We start from the raw sequence: 15,979 nt of genomic DNA, 5'->3' as shown, positions 1-15,979 counted from the left end.
CGGGTTGACAGTAGGGGCGAGTCCATACATAGGAGCGAGGCCTGCCCGCGAAGGCGGCGTGTCAGTTAACAACAATGTCGACTGACACGCCGCCTTCGCGGGCAGGCCTCGCTCCTATGGCAGGCTCGCTCCCACAAGTTTTGTGCACTGACTGACATTCGTCAGTGCACAAATTCAGGTTACTGGCCCGGAACATCCTTGCGCAGTTTCACTGGCTCTTGCTGCTTCTTCTTTTTCATCATTGCGGTGCGCATCTTGATGTTGATCGCTTCCACCGCCAACGAGAACGCCATGGCGAAGTAGACGTAGCCTTTTGGCAAATGCACGTCGAGCGATTCGGCAATCAGCACGGTACCCACCAGCAATAGGAACGACAGCGCCAGCATCTTCAGCGACGGGTGCTTGTCGATGAACTCGCTGATAGTGCCAGAAGCCCACATCATCACTAGCACCGCAACGACAATCGCCGCGACCATGACCGGTACGTGGGACACCATGCCCACCGCGGTGATCACCGAGTCCAGCGAGAACACGATGTCGATGATTGCGATCTGGATGATGGTGTACAGGAAGTTACCACCCTTGCCGCTCGGCTCGTCGTTGGCTTCATCTTCACCTTCCAGCGCGTGGTACATCTCTTGCGAGCTCTTCCACAGCAGGAACAGACCACCGAAGAACAGGATCAGGTCACGCCCGGAAATACCTTGGCCGAACACTTCGAACAGGTCTGCGGTGAGGCGCATGACCCAAGTGATCGACAGCAGCAACAGGATCCGCGTGATCATGGCCAGCGCCAGGCCGAAAATCCGGGTGCGTGCCTGCATGTGCTTGGGCATGCGGCTGACCAGGATCGAGATCATGATGATGTTGTCGATGCCCAGGACGATCTCCAGGGCAGTCAGGGTGAAGAAGGCAACCCAGATTTCAGGGTTGGTCAGCCATTCCATGTGTATTCCTTTGAGCGAGTGTTTAAACCACGAGGGGCCCAGGCTTCATACAAAGCCTGGCCCCCTCATGGTGAGTCTTGGGCTTATAGAGTGCTGAACAGCGGAAAAATCCCCATCAGCAATGCAGCGACCAGTATGCACAGGCAAACCAGCACTGCCCACTTCAAGGTGAACCGCTGATGATCACCGAATTCGATACCGGCCAGGGCCACCAACAGATAAGTCGATGGTACCAGCGGGCTCAGCAAGTGGACGGGCTGACCGACGATCGAGGCACGTGCCATTTCCACCGCGGTTATACCGTAATGACTGGCGGCTTCGGCAAGCACCGGTAACACGCCGTAATAAAATGCATCGTTCGACATGAAGAACGTGAACGGCATGCTCACCAGCGCGGTGATCACGGCCAGGTACGGGCCGAGGAAATCGGGGATGACCGCCAGCAGGCTTTTCGACATGGCATCGACCATGCCGGTGCCCGTCAGGATACCGGTGAAGATACCCGCGGCAAAGATCAAACCGACCACTGCCAGCACGCTACCGGCGTGGGCCGCAACGCGGTCCTTCTGCTGTTGCAGGCACGGGTAGTTGACGATCATCGCGATACTGAACGCCACCATGAACAGCACTGGCAGCGGCAACAGACCGGCGACCAGCGTGCACATCAGCGCCAGGGTCAACGCGCCGTTGAACCAGATCAACTTTGGACGACGGGCGTCCGGGAACTGCGAAACGCTGATTTCGCTGTGATCGACTTCATCACCGACCAGATGCAGCTCACCCAGACGTGCACGCTCACGTTTACCGTAGAAGTAGGCAATCGCCAGGATCGCCACCACGCCGGCCAGCATCGCCGGAATCATTGGCACAAAGATGTCGGACGGGTCGACATGCAGCGCACTGGCTGCACGAGCCGTCGGGCCGCCCCAAGGAGTCATGTTCATCACGCCACCGGCGAGGATGATCAGACCGGCCATGATCCGCGGGCTCATGCCGATGCGGCTGTAGAGCGGCAGCATGGCGGCCACGCAGATCATATAAGTGGTCGCGCCGTCACCATCAAGGGAAACGACGAGCGCCAGAACGGCGGTGCCGACCGAAACTTTCAACGGGTCGCCCTTGACCAGTTTGAGGATCTTGCGCACGGCTGGGTCGAACAGGCCGGAATCGATCATCAGGGCGAAGTAGAGAATGGCGAACATCAGCATCACGCCGGTCGGCGCAAGCTTGGTGATGCCTTCGAGCATCATCGGGCCGATCTTCGGCGAGAAGCCGCCGAACAGGGCGAAGATAATCGGGATGATGATCAGAGCAATCAGCGCGGACAGGCGCTTGGTCATGATCAGGAACATGAACGTGATGACCATGGCGAAGCCAAGGAAAGTCAGCATAGGAATACTCCAGGCGTAGCGCGGCTAGGGAATGGCGAACCGGATGGGCTCAGCGCAGAACGGGAAGCACGAGACGTACGGGTGGAGTGACAGCGAAGAGGCGGGTAGTAGCGGACATCAGAATCACCATTGTTGTTGTTTAATGGACCGGGCGGGCGATAAAACACTCGCATTGGCCAACCGGTCTGTTGCCGGCAGTGAGGGCGATGCTAATGGGGGAAGCTTTCAGCCAGCTTTCGCGAGTGAAAGCATTGACCGAATGTACAACCGGTCGTCGACCCGGTTGAAAGGCCGTAAACACGGGGTCAGGAGCAAAAGACATGGGTAAACTTCACACTGGTGGCTGCCACTGCGGACAAATCCGCTATCAATTCAGCGGGCCATTGCACGACATCGCTCACTGCCATTGCTCGATTTGCCGGCGGGTCAGCGGCGGGATCGTAACCACCTGGATCACCGTGCCCGCCTCAGCATTTGCATGGATGGCAGGTACGCCATCCCGGTATGAGTCTTCGTCCACCTGCGTGCGATATTTCTGCCCAAACTGTGGGGCACAACTGGCGCTGGTGACGAAGCTCAGCCCCGAGAGCATCGACGTGACCATCGCCACCCTCGACCATCCCGAGCAAGCGCCGGCCGAACGGCATATCTGGACCGACAGTCGTTTGCCGTGGCTGCATCTGGACGAGCACTTGCCCGGTGAGGCCCAAGAACAACTCTGATCAGAATACAGACAGGTTCAGCGGCCGGATTGCGCCCATCCAGATCGCGTGTTCGGTGTGGTCGAGCAGATCGTCGCCCGTGTCCGGGTGCAGGAATATCACTAATCCCTTACGGTTGAGCGCCAGCCACGGCAACACCGCGCCGAGGTGTTGCGGCTCGAAAGCCAATTGGCAGCTCCAGTCCGGATGCGGGCCGACCGGGCGTTCGTGCATGCGGCCCATCTTCAGCGGAAACAATTGCGTTGCCTGCTCACACAAGGCCCGTGCCTGTGGCAGGGTGCTGGCGTCGAAATAGACATGGGCGTGGTAGCCCCTGATCCGTTGCATCTGAACCCCCTCTGAAACCTTGTCGAACCCACCCCGCCTCCCGCAGGTCACACGCTATATAGGCAGGAAGTACACGGAGCACAGCCATGAAAAATGCCGAAACCCCGGTGGTGAAGGTAGTACTTTATGGTGCCATGAGTAGCCTGGGCAGTGCGCTGATGGCTGAAATGCTGCGGCGCCAGCATGAAGTGATCGCGATTCTCGATGATCTGACAGCGCTCGCGCCGCGCCCGGGCTTGCGCACCAAGGCCGGTAACCTGTTCGATGCCAAGCGGGTCAAGCAGAGCGTGGCCGGCTGTTCGGCGGTGATCTGCCTGCTCGATGCGCCAGGGTTGCCGATGAACAGTGAACACATCGAAAAATCCATCGTGCCCGGCCCGGTCGAGGAGGTGCTGGCGGTGGATGCACTGATCGACGGCATGCAGGCCGCAGGCATCTCCCGGTTGTTTGTAGTGGGCGATTTCGAGGTGCTGGACGATCCGGAGCCGGAGATTGAGGATCTACTGCAACGCCACGCCGCCGAAGAAATCCGCGAGGCTCTGCAAAGCAGCTCATTGCACTGGACCCTGGTGAATGCCCCTCGCGGCGTGCCCGGGCTGACCCTTGAGCATTTCAGTCACGTCAGCACCAGCCTGGAGCCCGGCCTGGCCGAACCGCTGGAACGGCTGAACCGCGTCGCTGTTGGGATTGCCGATGAGCTGCACTTGAACCTGCATGTCGGAGAGCATGTGAGTTTTGTTGCGACGTCGGAATAGTAATCGTCCGAACCCGCTCACACCGCAATCGACGGTAAAGGGAGGCCATTGAGCGACTGCGCACTGCTGGCCTGTTCCGCCATCAACCAATCCACAAACGTTTGAATCAACGCCCCACGCCGTTTGCGCTGGGGCAGGACCACGTAATAACCCAGCCTGGAAATCACCGTGTCGGCAATCGGGCGACACAACAGACCTTGCGCCAACAAGTTATCCACAAGGTGCCGCCATCCGATCGCAACGCCTTGGCCGCCAATCGCCGCCTGAATCAGCAGCGTGTAATTGTCGAAGCGCAGTTGCCCCGGCGCTGGGGCCGAGGTGATTCCCAACTCGCGAAACACGCCGCTCCAGTCGAACCAGTTGCTGCTGTGTTCGCCTCGCAGGTGCAGCAGCGGAAATTCCAGCAATGCCTGAGCCGGTAAGGGCAGGGTACGGTCCTTCAATAGCAGCGGGCTGCACACTGGAAACACCTCTTCGCTGAACAGCCAGTGGCTCTCGCCTTGCTTGAACCGGCCATCGCCGAACAGCACCGCCACATCGATATCGGTACGCAGCATGTTGTGGCTGCGTTCGCTGGTGACCAGGCTGACGTCCACTTGAGGGTTGGCGGTATGGAAGCGGTGCAGACGCGGCATCAGCCAGTACGCAGCGAAGGCGAAGTCGGTGGCCACCTGCAACACTTCGTGCTGTTGCTGCGCACTGATTGCGCTTAGTCCTGCATCGATAATCTGCAAACCGAGCTGAACTTGCTCGAACAGAATAGTCCCGGCCTCAGTCAGCTCGATACCGCGATAAATACGGTCGAACAACCGGGTAGCGAGCTGTTCTTCCAATCGCTTGATCTGCTGGCTGATGGCCGGTTGCGTGGTGCCGAGCTCCACTGCGGCGGCGGTGAAGCTGCGTTGCCGGGCCGCGGCTTCAAAGGCACGCAGCAGGTCCAGAGACAAATCACCGAGGGCGTCATACATAAGCTGTGCTTATCCTAGTCATTGCCTGGCATGGGCTTTACCACAAGGTTAATGGACTCCATGCTCGATCACAGCACTCTCGCATAAATATCCACTATGGAATGCCGCGATCACATGAAGCGCAAAAATATTCTTTTCATCATGGCCGATCAGATGGCCGCGCCAATGTTGCCGTTCTACGGCCCTTCGCCTATCAAACTGCCGAATCTGAGCCACCTCGCCGCCGAAGGCGTGGTGTTCGACGCCGCTTACTGCAATAGCCCTCTTTGCGCGCCGTCGCGTTTTACTCTGGTCAGCGGTCAGTTGCCGAGCAAGATCGGCGCCTACGACAACGCGGCCGACTTCCCCGCCGATGTTCCGACCTATGCCCATTACCTGCGACGCCTCGGTTTTCGCACCGCGCTGTCGGGCAAGATGCATTTCTGCGGCCCGGACCAGTTGCACGGCTATGAAGAACGCCTGACCAGCGACATCTACCCGGCCGATTACGGTTGGTCGGTGAACTGGGATGAGCCGGACGTACGCCCAACCTGGTACCACAACATGTCGTCGGTGCTGCAAGCCGGACCGTGCGTACGCACCAATCAGCTGGACTTTGACGAAGAGGTGGTGTTCAAGGCCCAGCAATACCTGTTCGATCATATCCGCCAGGATGGCGATCAGCCGTTCTGCCTGACCGTGTCGATGACTCACCCACACGATCCGTACACGATTCCCAAGGCTTTTTGGGATCTGTACGACGAGGCCGACATCCCTTTGCCCGAAACACCTGCACAGGAAGAACTCGATCCTCACTCCCAGCGTTTGCTCAAGGTCTATGACCTTTGGGACAAGCCGCTGCCTGTGGATAAGATTCGCGACGCGCGCCGTGCCTACTTCGGCGCGTGCAGCTATATCGACAGCAACGTCGGCAAACTTCTGCAAACACTCGAGGAAACCGGGCTAATCGATGACACCATCATCGTATTCTCCGGTGACCACGGCGACATGCTCGGCGAGCGCGGCCTCTGGTACAAAATGCACTGGTACGAAATGGCTGCCCGTGTACCGCTGCTGATCAGTGCACCAGGGCAATTCGGGGCAGGGCGAGTCAGTGCGGCGGTGTCCACTGCCGACCTGCTGCCGACCTTTGTGGAATTGGCCGGCGGCTCGCTGGAGCCCGGTCTGCCGCTGGACGGTCGCTCGCTGGTTTCGCATCTGCAAGGGCAGGGCGGTCACGATGAGGTGTTTGGCGAGTACATGGCCGAAGGCACCATCAGCCCGTTGATGATGATTCGCCGTGGTGCCTACAAATTCATCTACAGCGAAGACGACCCTTGCCTACTCTTCGACGTACATAACGACCCGCGTGAACAAGAAGAACTCAGCCAATCGCCGCAGCATCGGCAGCTTTTCGAGGAGTTTCTCGCCGAAGCGCGGGCCAAATGGGATATCCCGGCGATCCACCAACAGGTGCTCGCCAGCCAGCGACGCCGGCGTTTCGTCGCCGGTGCCCTGACCATCGGCAAACTGAAGAGCTGGGATCACCAGCCTCTGGTGGACGCCAGTCAGCAGTACATGCGCAACCACATCGACCTCGACGATCTGGAGCGTAAAGCACGTTATCCACAACCCTGCCAAAACCAATAATGTTAAGGGGAAGTCCATGCAAAGGTTATCCACAGTACTGACGGTCGGGCTTCTGGCTCTGGGCAGCGCCTCGGCTTATGCCGAGCAAAGTTGCGAGACGGTGAAAATGGCCGACCCTGGCTGGAGCGACATCGCTGCCACCAACGCCATCACCGGGTTTCTGCTGGACGGCATGGGCTACAAGGCCAAGGTCGACACGCTAGCGGTGCCGATCACCTTTGGCGGTCTGAAGGATGGCCAGGTGGACGTGTTCCTGGGTAACTGGATGCCGGCACAGCAAGGCTTCTACGATAAGTTCGTGGCCAACGGCGACGTTACTCAACTGGCGAAGAACCTCGACGGCACCGAGTTCACGCTGGCGGTCCCGGATTATGTTTGGGATGCGGGTGTGCATAACTTTAACGACTTGAATAAATTCGCCGACAAGTTCGACAAGAAGATCTATGGCATCGGCTCCGGCGCCCCGGCGAATATCTCGCTGCAAGAGATCATCAAGAAGAACGACTTCGACCTGGGTCAGTGGAAGCTGGTCGAATCCAGCGAGCAGGCGATGCTGGCCGAAGTGTCTCGCGCGGTGAAGAAACAGAAGTTCGTGACCTTCCTCGGCTGGACGCCACACCCGATGAACGTGCAGCTGAAAATGCATTACCTGAAGGGCGGCGAGAAGTATTTCGGTGACACCGGCAGCGTTTATACACTGACCCGCAAAGGTTATGCACAGGCCTGTCCGAATGTCGGCAAGCTGCTCACCAACCTGAGTTTTACCCAGGAAATGGAGAACAGCATCATGGCCGAAGTGGTGAACAAGAAGATCAGCAATACCGAGGCCGCCAAGGCCTGGATCAAGGCCAACCCGGCGGTGCTGGATAAGTGGCTGGATGGCGTGAAGACCGTGGACGGGAAGGATGCGTTACCGGCGGTCAAAGCCAAGCTTTAACTCCTAACACTGAGCATTCCCACGCGCAGCAAAGGAATGCAGCCGTGACGCTCCGCGTCACATCCCGAAACGGACGCAGAGCGTCCATGGCGGTGTTCCTTTGCTGCGCGTGGGAACGATCAGCGTCGGTCCTGATACTCTTTCGTAAAACCCCACCCGAGAGGACCCATGGCCTTCCCCAGCCGCCATTCACTCTTTCCCTTCCTGACCTGGTTGCCCCGGCAAACCCGCGCCAGCGTCGGCCGTGATCTGATTGTCGGCCTGAGTGGCGCGATTCTCGCGTTGCCGCAATCCATTGCCTACGCCCTGATCGCCGGTCTCCCACCGGAATACGGGTTGTACGCCGCGATTATCCCGGTGCTGATCGCCTGCCTCTGGGGTTCGTCGTGGCATCTGATCTGCGGTCCTACGGCGGCCATTTCCATCGTCCTGTATGCCAGCGTCAGTCCTCTGGCCGTCCCCGCGTCAGAGGACTACGTCACGCTGATCCTGCTTCTGACACTCCTTGCGGGCATTTTCCAGTGGCTGCTGGGTTTGCTGCGTTTCGGCGCCTTGGTGAATTTCGTCTCTCACTCGGTGGTGCTGGGCTTCACCCTTGGCGCGGCGGTGGTGATTGCCATCGGGCAACTGCCGAACCTGCTGGGGCTGGATGTGCCCAACCAGGCCACAGCGCTAAACAGCCTGGTGCTGCTGTTCAGTCATCTTAGTGAGGTGGACAAACCCTCGCTGGTACTGGGCCTGGCCACAGTCGTGGTGGGCGTCGTGCTGAAACTGTTGGTGCCGCGCTGGCCGACACTGTTGATCGCCCTGGCCCTGAGCGGATTGCTGGTGTGGCTGTGGCCAGCGATGTTCGGTCATGTGAAATTAGTCAGCGCCTTTGTCGGGCGACTGCCGCCCTTTAGCCCGTTGCCGCTGGATCTGGACTTGGTGTTGCGCCTGCTGCCTAGTGCTGTGGCGGTCGGCATGCTCGGACTGGTGACGAGCCTGTCGATTGCCCGCTCGTTGTCGGCGCGCTCGCAGCAGTTGCTCGACGCCAATCAAGAAGTCCGCGCCCAGGGTTTCTCGAACATGGTCGGTGCGTTTTTTTCCGGCTCGCTGTCAGCCGGTTCCTTCACCCGCTCGGCCCTGAGTTATGACGCCGGTGCCTGCTCACCGCTGGCGGGGGTTTTTTCAGCGGTGTGGGTGGCGTTGTTCGCTATCTTCGGCGCGGTATTGATCGCGCACATTCCGATCCCGGCCATGGCCGGCAGCATTTTGTTGATCGCCTGGGGATTGGTGGACCATCGCGGCATTCGCGCTCTGTTGCGAGTCAGCCATGCCGAGTTTCTGGTGATGGCGCTGACTTGTGTCGCGACGCTGTTGCTGGAGTTGCAAACGGCGATCTACGCCGGCGTGCTGGCCTCGCTATTCTTCTACCTCAAACGCACCTCGCAACCACGGGTGCAGCATTGGTGTGAGGGGGACGAAGACATTCTAAGAGTCGGCGGTTCGATCTTTTTCGGCGCCAGCCATTACCTGCAAGTGCGCCTGCAACGGATGCACGGCGCGCGGGTGGTGATCGAGGCGCAGCAGATCAACTTCATCGACTATTCAGGTGTGGAAATGCTGCACCAGGAAGCACGACGGCTGTTGCGTCAGGATCGCAGCCTGACTCTGCGAGGGGCACGGCCGCAGGTGGTGGAGGAATTGAGGAAGCTCGAAGGCGCGGAGAAATGCCCGATCCGCTTCGAAGATTGAAGCACTAACGTTGAGGCAACGGCATAACCTATGGCGAGGGAGCTTGCTCCCCCGCCACAAAGCACTACAGCGCCAATTGCCGGCGGAGTTCGGCCAGCACCGGCGCTGTATCCGGACGCACACCGCGCCACAGGTAGAAAGCTTCCGCCGCCTGCTCGGCCAGCATTCCCAGGCCATCCATCGCCACCGCCGCGCCGTGCTCGCTGGCCCAGCGGCAGAACGAGGTCGGCTCCTTGCCGTACATCATGTCATAGCAAACGGTTTTGCCCGGTTCGATCAAACTGCTGGCAATCGGCGGTACATCGCCCGACAGACTGGCGGACGTAGCGTTGATGATCAGGTCCACCGGCTCCTGCAACCAATCGAAACCACTGGCCGACACCGGTCCCAAATCCGCGAACAGTTCCGCCAGCAATTCGGCTTTTTCCACTGTGCGGTTGGCGATGATCACCGACGCCGGTCGCTCGGCCAGCAGCGGCTCCAGCGCCCCGCGTACCGCGCCGCCGGCCCCGAGCAGCAGGATGCGTTTGCCCGTCAGGCTGAATCCGGCGTTGACCGTCAGGTCCCGTACCAGCCCGGCGCCATCGGTGTTGTCGCCCAGCAAACTGCCATCAGCCAGTTTGCTCAGGGTATTCACCGCGCCGGCCCGTTGCGCTCGCTTGGTCAAGCTGTTCGCCAAACGATAGGCATCTTCCTTGAACGGCACCGTCACATTCGCCCCACGCCCTTCGCGGAAAAATTCCTTGGCACAGCCGGAAAAATCATCGAGGGGCGCCAGCAAAGTGCTGTAGTCCAGTTTTTGCCCCGTCTGCTCGGCGAACAAACGGTGGATCAGCGGCGACTTACTGTGGCCAATCGGGTTACCGAATACGACGTAACGATCCATCTGGGTTCCTCGTTCAGGCCTTGGCCAACCAATCGCGGTCTTGCAGGAAGTACTCGGTCAGGCGCGCTTCTTCACTGCCCGGCTCGGCTTTCCAGTCGTAGGCCCAGCGCACTTGCGGCGGCAGCGACATCAGGATCGATTCGGTACGCCCGCCCGATTGCAGGCCGAACAGCGTGCCGCGGTCATAGACCAGGTTGAACTCGACGTAACGGCCACGGCGAAACTCCTGGAATTCACGCTGTTTGGCGGTGAACGCATCGTTCTTGCGGCGCTGCACGATTGGCAGGTACGCATCGATAAACGCATCGCCGATGGCACGCATGAAGGCGAAGCTGGTGTCGAAGTCCCACTCATTCAAGTCATCGAAAAACAAACCGCCTATGCCACGCGGCTCGTGGCGATGCTTGATGTGGAAATAACTGTCACACCAGGCTTTGTAGCGCGGGTAGACGTCTGGCCCGAACGGCGCGCAGGCCTGCTCGGCGACACGGTGCCAGTGCACGCAGTCTTGTTCATTACCGTAATAAGGGGTCAGGTCGAAGCCGCCACCGAACCACCAGACCGGCTCTTCACCTTCTTTTTCAGCGATGAAAAAGCGCACGTTGGCGTGGGATGTCGGTACATGGGGGTTGTGCGGGTGAATCACCAAAGACACGCCCAAGGCTTCGAAGCCTCGGCCGGCCAGTTCTGGCCGATGAGCGCTGGCGGAGGGAGGGAGTCCGCTGCCAAAGACGTGGGAAAAGTTGACGCCGCCCTTTTCGATGACCGCGCCGTTTTCGATCACCCGGGTGCGACCGCCACCGCCGGCAGGCCGGGTCCAGGCGTCTTCGACGAAACGCGCACCGCCGTCTTCAGCTTCCAGAGCAGCGCAAATGCGGTCTTGCAGGTCGAGCAGGTAGGCTTTTACGGCCTCGGTGCGGGTAGTCATGGCATCACCTTGAATCGGGCAAAGCTACGCGGCGTTCATACAAGCCGGCGGCAAATTGCTGCGTAGGATAACACTGCACCTAGTGCCGTCGCAGTTGACGAAGGTCAAGCTTAGGAGTCCGATAGAGCGCTTCGCAAAATGACCTGAGGAGAGTGCAGATGGCAAAGCGTATCCAGTTCCGCGCCCATGGCGGCCCCGAAGTGCTCGAATACGTGGACTACCAACCCGCCGAGCCCGGTCCGCTGCAGGTACGCGTGACCAACAAGGCCATCGGCCTGAACTTCATCGACACTTATTACCGCAGTGGCCTTTATGCGCCACCCGCCTTGCCGTCGGGCCTGGGCGCTGAAGGCGCGGGCGTGGTCGAAGCAGTCGGAAGCGAAGTCACCCACTTCAAGATCGGTGATCGCGTGGCGTACGGCAGTGGCCCATTGGGCGCTTATAGCGACGTTCATACATTGCCGGAAGCCAATCTGGTACATCTGCCGGACGCCATCAGCTTCGAACAGGCCGCCGGCGTGATGCTCAAAGGCCTGACCGTGCAGTACTTGCTGCGTCAGACGTATGAACTCAAGGGCGGCGAAACCATTCTGTTCCACGCAGCGGCGGGGGGCGTCGGTTCCCTGGCCTGCCAATGGGCCAAGGCCTTGGGCGTGAAACTGATCGGCACGGTCAGTTCAGCGGAGAAAGCCGCACTGGCGAAAGCCAATGGTGCCTGGGCGACCATTGATTACAGCCACGAAAACGTCGCACAACGCGTGCTGGAATTGACTGACGGTAAAAAAGTGCCGGTGGTGTACGACGGTGTCGGCAAAGATACCTGGCTGACGTCGCTCGACAGCGTCGCGCCTCGGGGGCTGGTGGTGAGTTTCGGTAATGCTTCGGGCGCAGTGGATGGAGTGAATCTGGGGATTCTCGCGGCAAAAGGTTCGCTGTACGTGACCCGACCGACCCTGGCGACCTACGCCAACAACGCTGAAAACCTGCAAAGCATGGCCGATGAGCTGTTCGAGATGATCATCAGCGGCAAGTTGAAGGTGGACATCAGCCAGCGCTATCCATTGGCTGAAGCGGCGAAAGCGCAGACCGAATTGTCGGCGCGACGCACGACTGGCTCGACTGTTTTGTTGCCTTGAGGGCCTCTTCGCGGGCAAGCCTCGCTCCTACAGGATTTCGGTCGTTCACATTATTCGTATACGACTCGGATCTGTGGGAGCGAGGCTTGGCCGCGAAGAACGATGACGCGGTCTCAATCCGGGCGCACAACGTGGCCGGTGGCCAGATCGCGAATCACGCTCGGATTCTTCCGTCCACCCAGATTACCGCCCAGCACCCAATCAATCTGACCACGGAAATACTGCTCCACGCGAAGCCGCGTCCGCGCCGCCGGTCGCCCCTGAGGGTTGGCCGATGTTGAAACCAACGGCCCGACCAACGCACACAAATCCCGCACCAATGGGTGATCGCTAACCCGCAACGCCACGGTTTCGTGCACACCGGTAATCCACTGGGGCAACATATTCTGATGCGGCACCAGCCAGGTGTTGGGGCCAGGCCAGGTGCTGGCCATACGGTCCATCCACAATTCAGGGAAGTCTTCGAAGAGGAAGTCGAACTGGCGAATATTGTCGGCCACCAGAATCAGGCCTTTATCCACAGACCGTCCCTTGATCAGCAGCAAACGATCCACTGCCTCTTCGTCCCACGGGTCGCAACCCAGGCCCCAGACAGCTTCGGTTGGATAGGCAATGACCGCCCCAGCGCGAACTTCTCGTGCGGCTTGTTGCACACGCCAACTGTTAACCATGAAAGACTCTCCGGAATAAGGCTCTGCGCAGTTTACCGATCTTCCCTGTAAAACCTAGCGTCCCCGCGCAAGCCAGCGGCCGCTTTCACAGACCGCACGGCCGTCCATTTCCAGTTCCGTCAGCGCCGCCAACACTTTCGACAACGCCCAGCCGCTGGTGATCGCCAAGGCTTCGCTGGTATGGGGCGCCGCGTGAAGCAACTTGAGCAGTGGATGAGTCTCTGTCGTCTGCGGCGTTTCTGTGGATAACGGCAGCCGTTGCCAGCCGCGCAAGGCTTCGAGGATGTGCTCGATGGTTTCCACCAGCACCGCACCGTCGCGGATCAGCTGATGACACCCCTTTGCCCCAGGGTGATGGATCGACCCTGGAATCGCATATACCTCACGCCCCTGTTCCGCCGCCAGTCTCGCGGTGATCAACGACCCACTGGCAACACTCGCCTCGACCACGAGCACGCCGAGGGACAAACCGCTGATGATTCGATTGCGCCGGGGAAAATTGCTGGGGGAAGGGCCAGCGTCCAGCGGGAACTCCGAAATTACCGCGCTTCCCGAAGTGATCATGGCGTCCGCCAGCCGCCGATTGCGCTGTGGATAAAAATTTTCCAGCCCCGTGCCAAGTACCCCGACCGTTTGCCCGCCAACGTCCAGAGCCGCCTGATGCGCCGCAGCATCGATGCCCAGGGCCAGACCGCTGGTGATGACAAAACCGGCGCCGGCCAGAGTGCGGGAAAACGCGGCGGCGGTGTCCATGCCCGGTCGCGAAGCACGACGGCTGCCGACCATCGCCAGCTGTGGTTTTTCCAGAATTCCCGGATCGCCCGCGACGAACAACAGCGGCGGCGCATCGCTGATTTGCGCCAGCAATGCGGGGTAGTCAGGTTGGTCCCACATCAGTAAATGCTGGCCCGGGCGCTCTAACCAGGCTAATGCGTGACTGGCGCCGTCACGAATTTCGCTTGAGCGCCGGGCCTCCGCGCAGGCGAGTGGCAGGCCCAACGCACGCCAGGCGCTGGCCGGTGCGCCAATGGCTTTGGAGGCAGAGCCGAAGGCCTCAAGCAATTTCTTGAAACGCGCAGGGCCGAGCTCGGGCAAACGGTGCAGGCGTAAACGGGCTTCCAGTTCCGCAGGGGAAACGGATGTACAGACAGACAGCGACATGGATCATCCTTGATCGTTAGAGAGTCCCGTAGAATCGGGAATAAGCTGTGGATAACTCTGTTGGTAACTTGTGAGCAGGTTTAAGGATTTCGCACCTTGTCCATCACCGCCAGGGAACGCGATGCGTTAAGGACAAGCCCGTAGCTGAGCTTGTCGTAGGTGCGGAAGACCATCAGCAAACCGGCCCGTTCGTCGGGAATTTTCAATGGCTGGCCGGTGATCCGGTCACGTACGGTTTCACCGGTTTTCATCACCACCAGCACATTGCCTTCGGCCAGACCATCGCGTTGTCCCTTGTTCAGCGTGACGACATCCAGCGCGCCGATCTGGGTGACACCACGCGGCACATCAATGATCAAGCCGTTGATATCGGTAGTCGGGGCACTGGGCATGAAGGTCGAATTGATCGAGCGCTCTTCACCGCCGAACAGCCGGTCGCCGAGTCGCACTTCCTGAGTGGTGCGTTGCAGGGCCAGGGTGGCGACGTCGCCTTCAGTGGCAATGATCTCGCCGCCACCGATGTCGTCGGCGTTGATCCCCAGAAACTCCTTGCTCTGCGGATCGGTGTAGACCTTGCCCTGCCGGAAGATGCCGTACACCGATTGTGCCGGGTCGAAATGTCCGCGCGCGAATATCCGATCACCGGTGCCGCTGAGCACCCGTTCGGCATCGCCGGCGACGATGTAGGGCGCCTTGTCGAAATCCTCTGCCTTGTCGACGATGCGATTGCTCAGCAGAAAGCTGTTGATCGATTTCAGTGGAATGCTCGGAATGGCATCGGCCACCGGCGAGCTGCGGATTCGTGGCGAAAGCTTGATGGTGCCCCGGGAAGCACCGCGATTGAGGGTCAGGCGTGGCTGACCGTTGACGTAGACCAGCGACAGCGTATCGCCCGGATAAATGAGATTGGGGTTTTCGATCTGTGGATTGGCCTGCCAAAGTTGCGGCCACTCCCACGGTTCACGCAGGTATTTGGCGGAAATGTCCCAGAGTGTGTCCCCTGCCACCACGGTGTATTGCTGTGGAAAACCTTCCCTGAGTTGCACTTGCCCATGCGCAAAACCGGCCGAGGCCAGAAGGAGCAAGGCGAGTAGTGATTTCCTCATGCGGTGAATCCCTTTATTATGTACGTTCGCGTGAAACGCCAGAGCCCTCGTGGCTCGCTTCCGGCTCATTTTTGAAAAGCCTGAAGCTACGTTCACAACGGTAGCCTGCATCCTCGGACTCGCCAGGCCATCGACCCGACTTTACCTCACACGTGCAGCAATTGAGCTTATGGCCATTTTAGACATCCTCGAATTCCCCGACTCGCGCCTGCGCACTATCGCCAAACCCGTGGCTGTAGTGGACGACGAAGTGCGTCAGTTGGTCGATGACATGTTTGAAACAATGTATGAAGCGCCAGGCATCGGCCTCGCCGCGACCCAGGTCAACGTGCACAAACGTATCGTCGTGATGGACCTCTCCGAAGACCGCAGCGAACCGCGGGTGTTCATCAACCCCGAGTTCGAAGTCCTGACCGACGAGGTGGACCAGTATCAGGAAGGCTGCCTTTCGGTGCCGGGTTTCTACGAAAACGTCGACCGCCCGCAAAAGGTCAAGATCAAGGCCCTGGACCGCGACGGCCAACCGTACGAACTGATCGCCGAAGGCCTGCTCGCGGTATGCATCCAGCATGAATGCGACCACCTCAACGGCAAATTGTTCGTTGACTATCTGTCTACGCTCAAACGCGACCGGATCAAGAAGAAACTGGAAAAGCTCCATCGCCAGAACGCTTGATG

The 15,979-nt window shown here is 59.6% G+C and carries 16 protein-coding genes; 7 read left to right on the top strand and 9 right to left on the bottom strand.

The features are described from left to right. Positions 1–179 precede the first annotated feature (179 nt). Positions 180–947 (bottom strand): TerC family protein, encoded by a 768-nt coding sequence (locus tag MMG91_RS23510; RefSeq protein ID WP_305504002.1) that lies wholly within the window; start codon positions 945–947, stop codon positions 180–182. A gap of 83 nt (positions 948–1,030) precedes the next feature. Then, positions 1,031–2,338, bottom strand: coding sequence for a CitMHS family transporter (locus tag MMG91_RS23505; protein WP_310660869.1), 1,308 nt, complete (start codon positions 2,336–2,338; stop codon positions 1,031–1,033). 320 nt (positions 2,339–2,658) lie between these two features. Here MMG91_RS23505 and MMG91_RS23500 point away from each other — a divergent pair, with 320 nt between their 5' ends. Further along, the gene (locus MMG91_RS23500) at positions 2,659–3,060 is read left to right on the top strand and encodes a GFA family protein (protein WP_305447625.1); all 402 of its coding nucleotides are present in this window, start codon (positions 2,659–2,661) and stop codon (positions 3,058–3,060) included. On the opposite strand, the gene MMG91_RS23495 is transcribed toward MMG91_RS23500, so the two are convergent. Beyond that, the gene (locus tag MMG91_RS23495; protein ID WP_310660868.1) at positions 3,061–3,387 is read right to left on the bottom strand and encodes a DOPA 4,5-dioxygenase family protein; all 327 of its coding nucleotides are present in this window, start codon (positions 3,385–3,387) and stop codon (positions 3,061–3,063) included. 86 nt (positions 3,388–3,473) lie between these two features. Between MMG91_RS23495 and MMG91_RS23490 the strand changes: the two genes are divergently transcribed. Further along, on the top strand, positions 3,474–4,142 hold the full coding sequence (locus tag MMG91_RS23490) for an NAD(P)-dependent oxidoreductase (protein WP_305447623.1): 669 nt from the start codon (positions 3,474–3,476) through the stop codon (positions 4,140–4,142). A 17-nt stretch (positions 4,143–4,159) separates the two neighbouring features. Here MMG91_RS23490 and MMG91_RS23485 read toward each other — a convergent pair whose 3' ends face one another. Next, positions 4,160–5,110, bottom strand: coding sequence for a choline sulfate utilization transcriptional regulator (locus MMG91_RS23485; RefSeq protein ID WP_305504000.1), 951 nt, complete (start codon positions 5,108–5,110; stop codon positions 4,160–4,162). 114 nt (positions 5,111–5,224) lie between these two features. Between MMG91_RS23485 and betC the strand changes: the two genes are divergently transcribed. The 3 genes from betC to MMG91_RS23470 all read left to right on the top strand — a co-directional run bounded on the left by betC (position 5,225) and on the right by MMG91_RS23470 (position 9,413). Continuing rightward, the gene (betC, locus tag MMG91_RS23480) at positions 5,225–6,739 is read left to right on the top strand and encodes a choline-sulfatase (RefSeq protein ID WP_310660867.1); all 1,515 of its coding nucleotides are present in this window, start codon (positions 5,225–5,227) and stop codon (positions 6,737–6,739) included. A gap of 16 nt (positions 6,740–6,755) precedes the next feature. After that, entirely contained in the window at positions 6,756–7,676 is a 921-nt protein-coding gene (gene choX / locus MMG91_RS23475; RefSeq protein WP_310660866.1) for a choline ABC transporter substrate-binding protein, read from the top strand. 168 nt (positions 7,677–7,844) lie between these two features. Further along, positions 7,845–9,413 (top strand): SulP family inorganic anion transporter, encoded by a 1,569-nt coding sequence (locus MMG91_RS23470; protein WP_310660865.1) that lies wholly within the window; start codon positions 7,845–7,847, stop codon positions 9,411–9,413. Between the two features lie 64 nt (positions 9,414–9,477). Here the strand turns inward: MMG91_RS23470 and aroE are convergent, their stop codons facing one another. Together aroE and hemF are read right to left on the bottom strand one after the other, a co-directional pair. Next, the gene (aroE, locus tag MMG91_RS23465; protein ID WP_310660864.1) at positions 9,478–10,299 is read right to left on the bottom strand and encodes a shikimate dehydrogenase; all 822 of its coding nucleotides are present in this window, start codon (positions 10,297–10,299) and stop codon (positions 9,478–9,480) included. A gap of 13 nt (positions 10,300–10,312) precedes the next feature. After that, positions 10,313–11,227, bottom strand: coding sequence for an oxygen-dependent coproporphyrinogen oxidase (gene hemF / locus MMG91_RS23460; protein WP_310660863.1), 915 nt, complete (start codon positions 11,225–11,227; stop codon positions 10,313–10,315). A 158-nt stretch (positions 11,228–11,385) separates the two neighbouring features. On the opposite strand from hemF, the gene MMG91_RS23455 reads away from it, so the two are divergent. Continuing rightward, positions 11,386–12,363 carry an NADPH:quinone reductase gene (locus MMG91_RS23455; protein WP_310660862.1) on the top strand — a complete coding sequence of 326 codons (978 nt, stop codon included), beginning with the start codon at positions 11,386–11,388 and terminating at the stop codon, positions 12,361–12,363. Positions 12,364–12,476: 113 nt separating this feature from the next. Here the strand turns inward: MMG91_RS23455 and MMG91_RS23450 are convergent, their stop codons facing one another. From MMG91_RS23450 to MMG91_RS23440, 3 genes are all read right to left on the bottom strand, one after another. Next, the gene (locus tag MMG91_RS23450; RefSeq protein ID WP_310660861.1) at positions 12,477–13,034 is read right to left on the bottom strand and encodes an L-threonylcarbamoyladenylate synthase; all 558 of its coding nucleotides are present in this window, start codon (positions 13,032–13,034) and stop codon (positions 12,477–12,479) included. A gap of 54 nt (positions 13,035–13,088) precedes the next feature. After that, complete coding sequence (gene dprA, locus MMG91_RS23445) at positions 13,089–14,195, bottom strand: DNA-processing protein DprA (protein ID WP_310660860.1); 1,107 nt, start codon at positions 14,193–14,195, stop codon at positions 13,089–13,091. An 80-nt stretch (positions 14,196–14,275) separates the two neighbouring features. Beyond that, positions 14,276–15,301: a LysM peptidoglycan-binding domain-containing protein gene (locus MMG91_RS23440; protein WP_305447615.1), complete on the bottom strand. Its 1,026-nt coding sequence runs from the start codon at positions 15,299–15,301 to the stop codon at positions 14,276–14,278. A gap of 169 nt (positions 15,302–15,470) precedes the next feature. Here MMG91_RS23440 and def point away from each other — a divergent pair, with 169 nt between their 5' ends. Further along, positions 15,471–15,977, top strand: a complete 507-nt coding sequence (def, locus tag MMG91_RS23435; RefSeq protein WP_008007919.1) for a peptide deformylase — start codon at positions 15,471–15,473, stop codon at positions 15,975–15,977. Positions 15,978–15,979: the final 2 nt, after the last annotated feature.

This window comes from Pseudomonas sp. JL3, from assembly GCF_031570575.1.
Classification (GTDB): Bacteria; Pseudomonadota; Gammaproteobacteria; order Pseudomonadales; family Pseudomonadaceae; genus Aquipseudomonas; species Aquipseudomonas cucumis.
The sequence above is the reverse complement of the archived record's forward strand: the minus strand, read 5'-3'. Positions and strand labels throughout refer to the sequence as shown.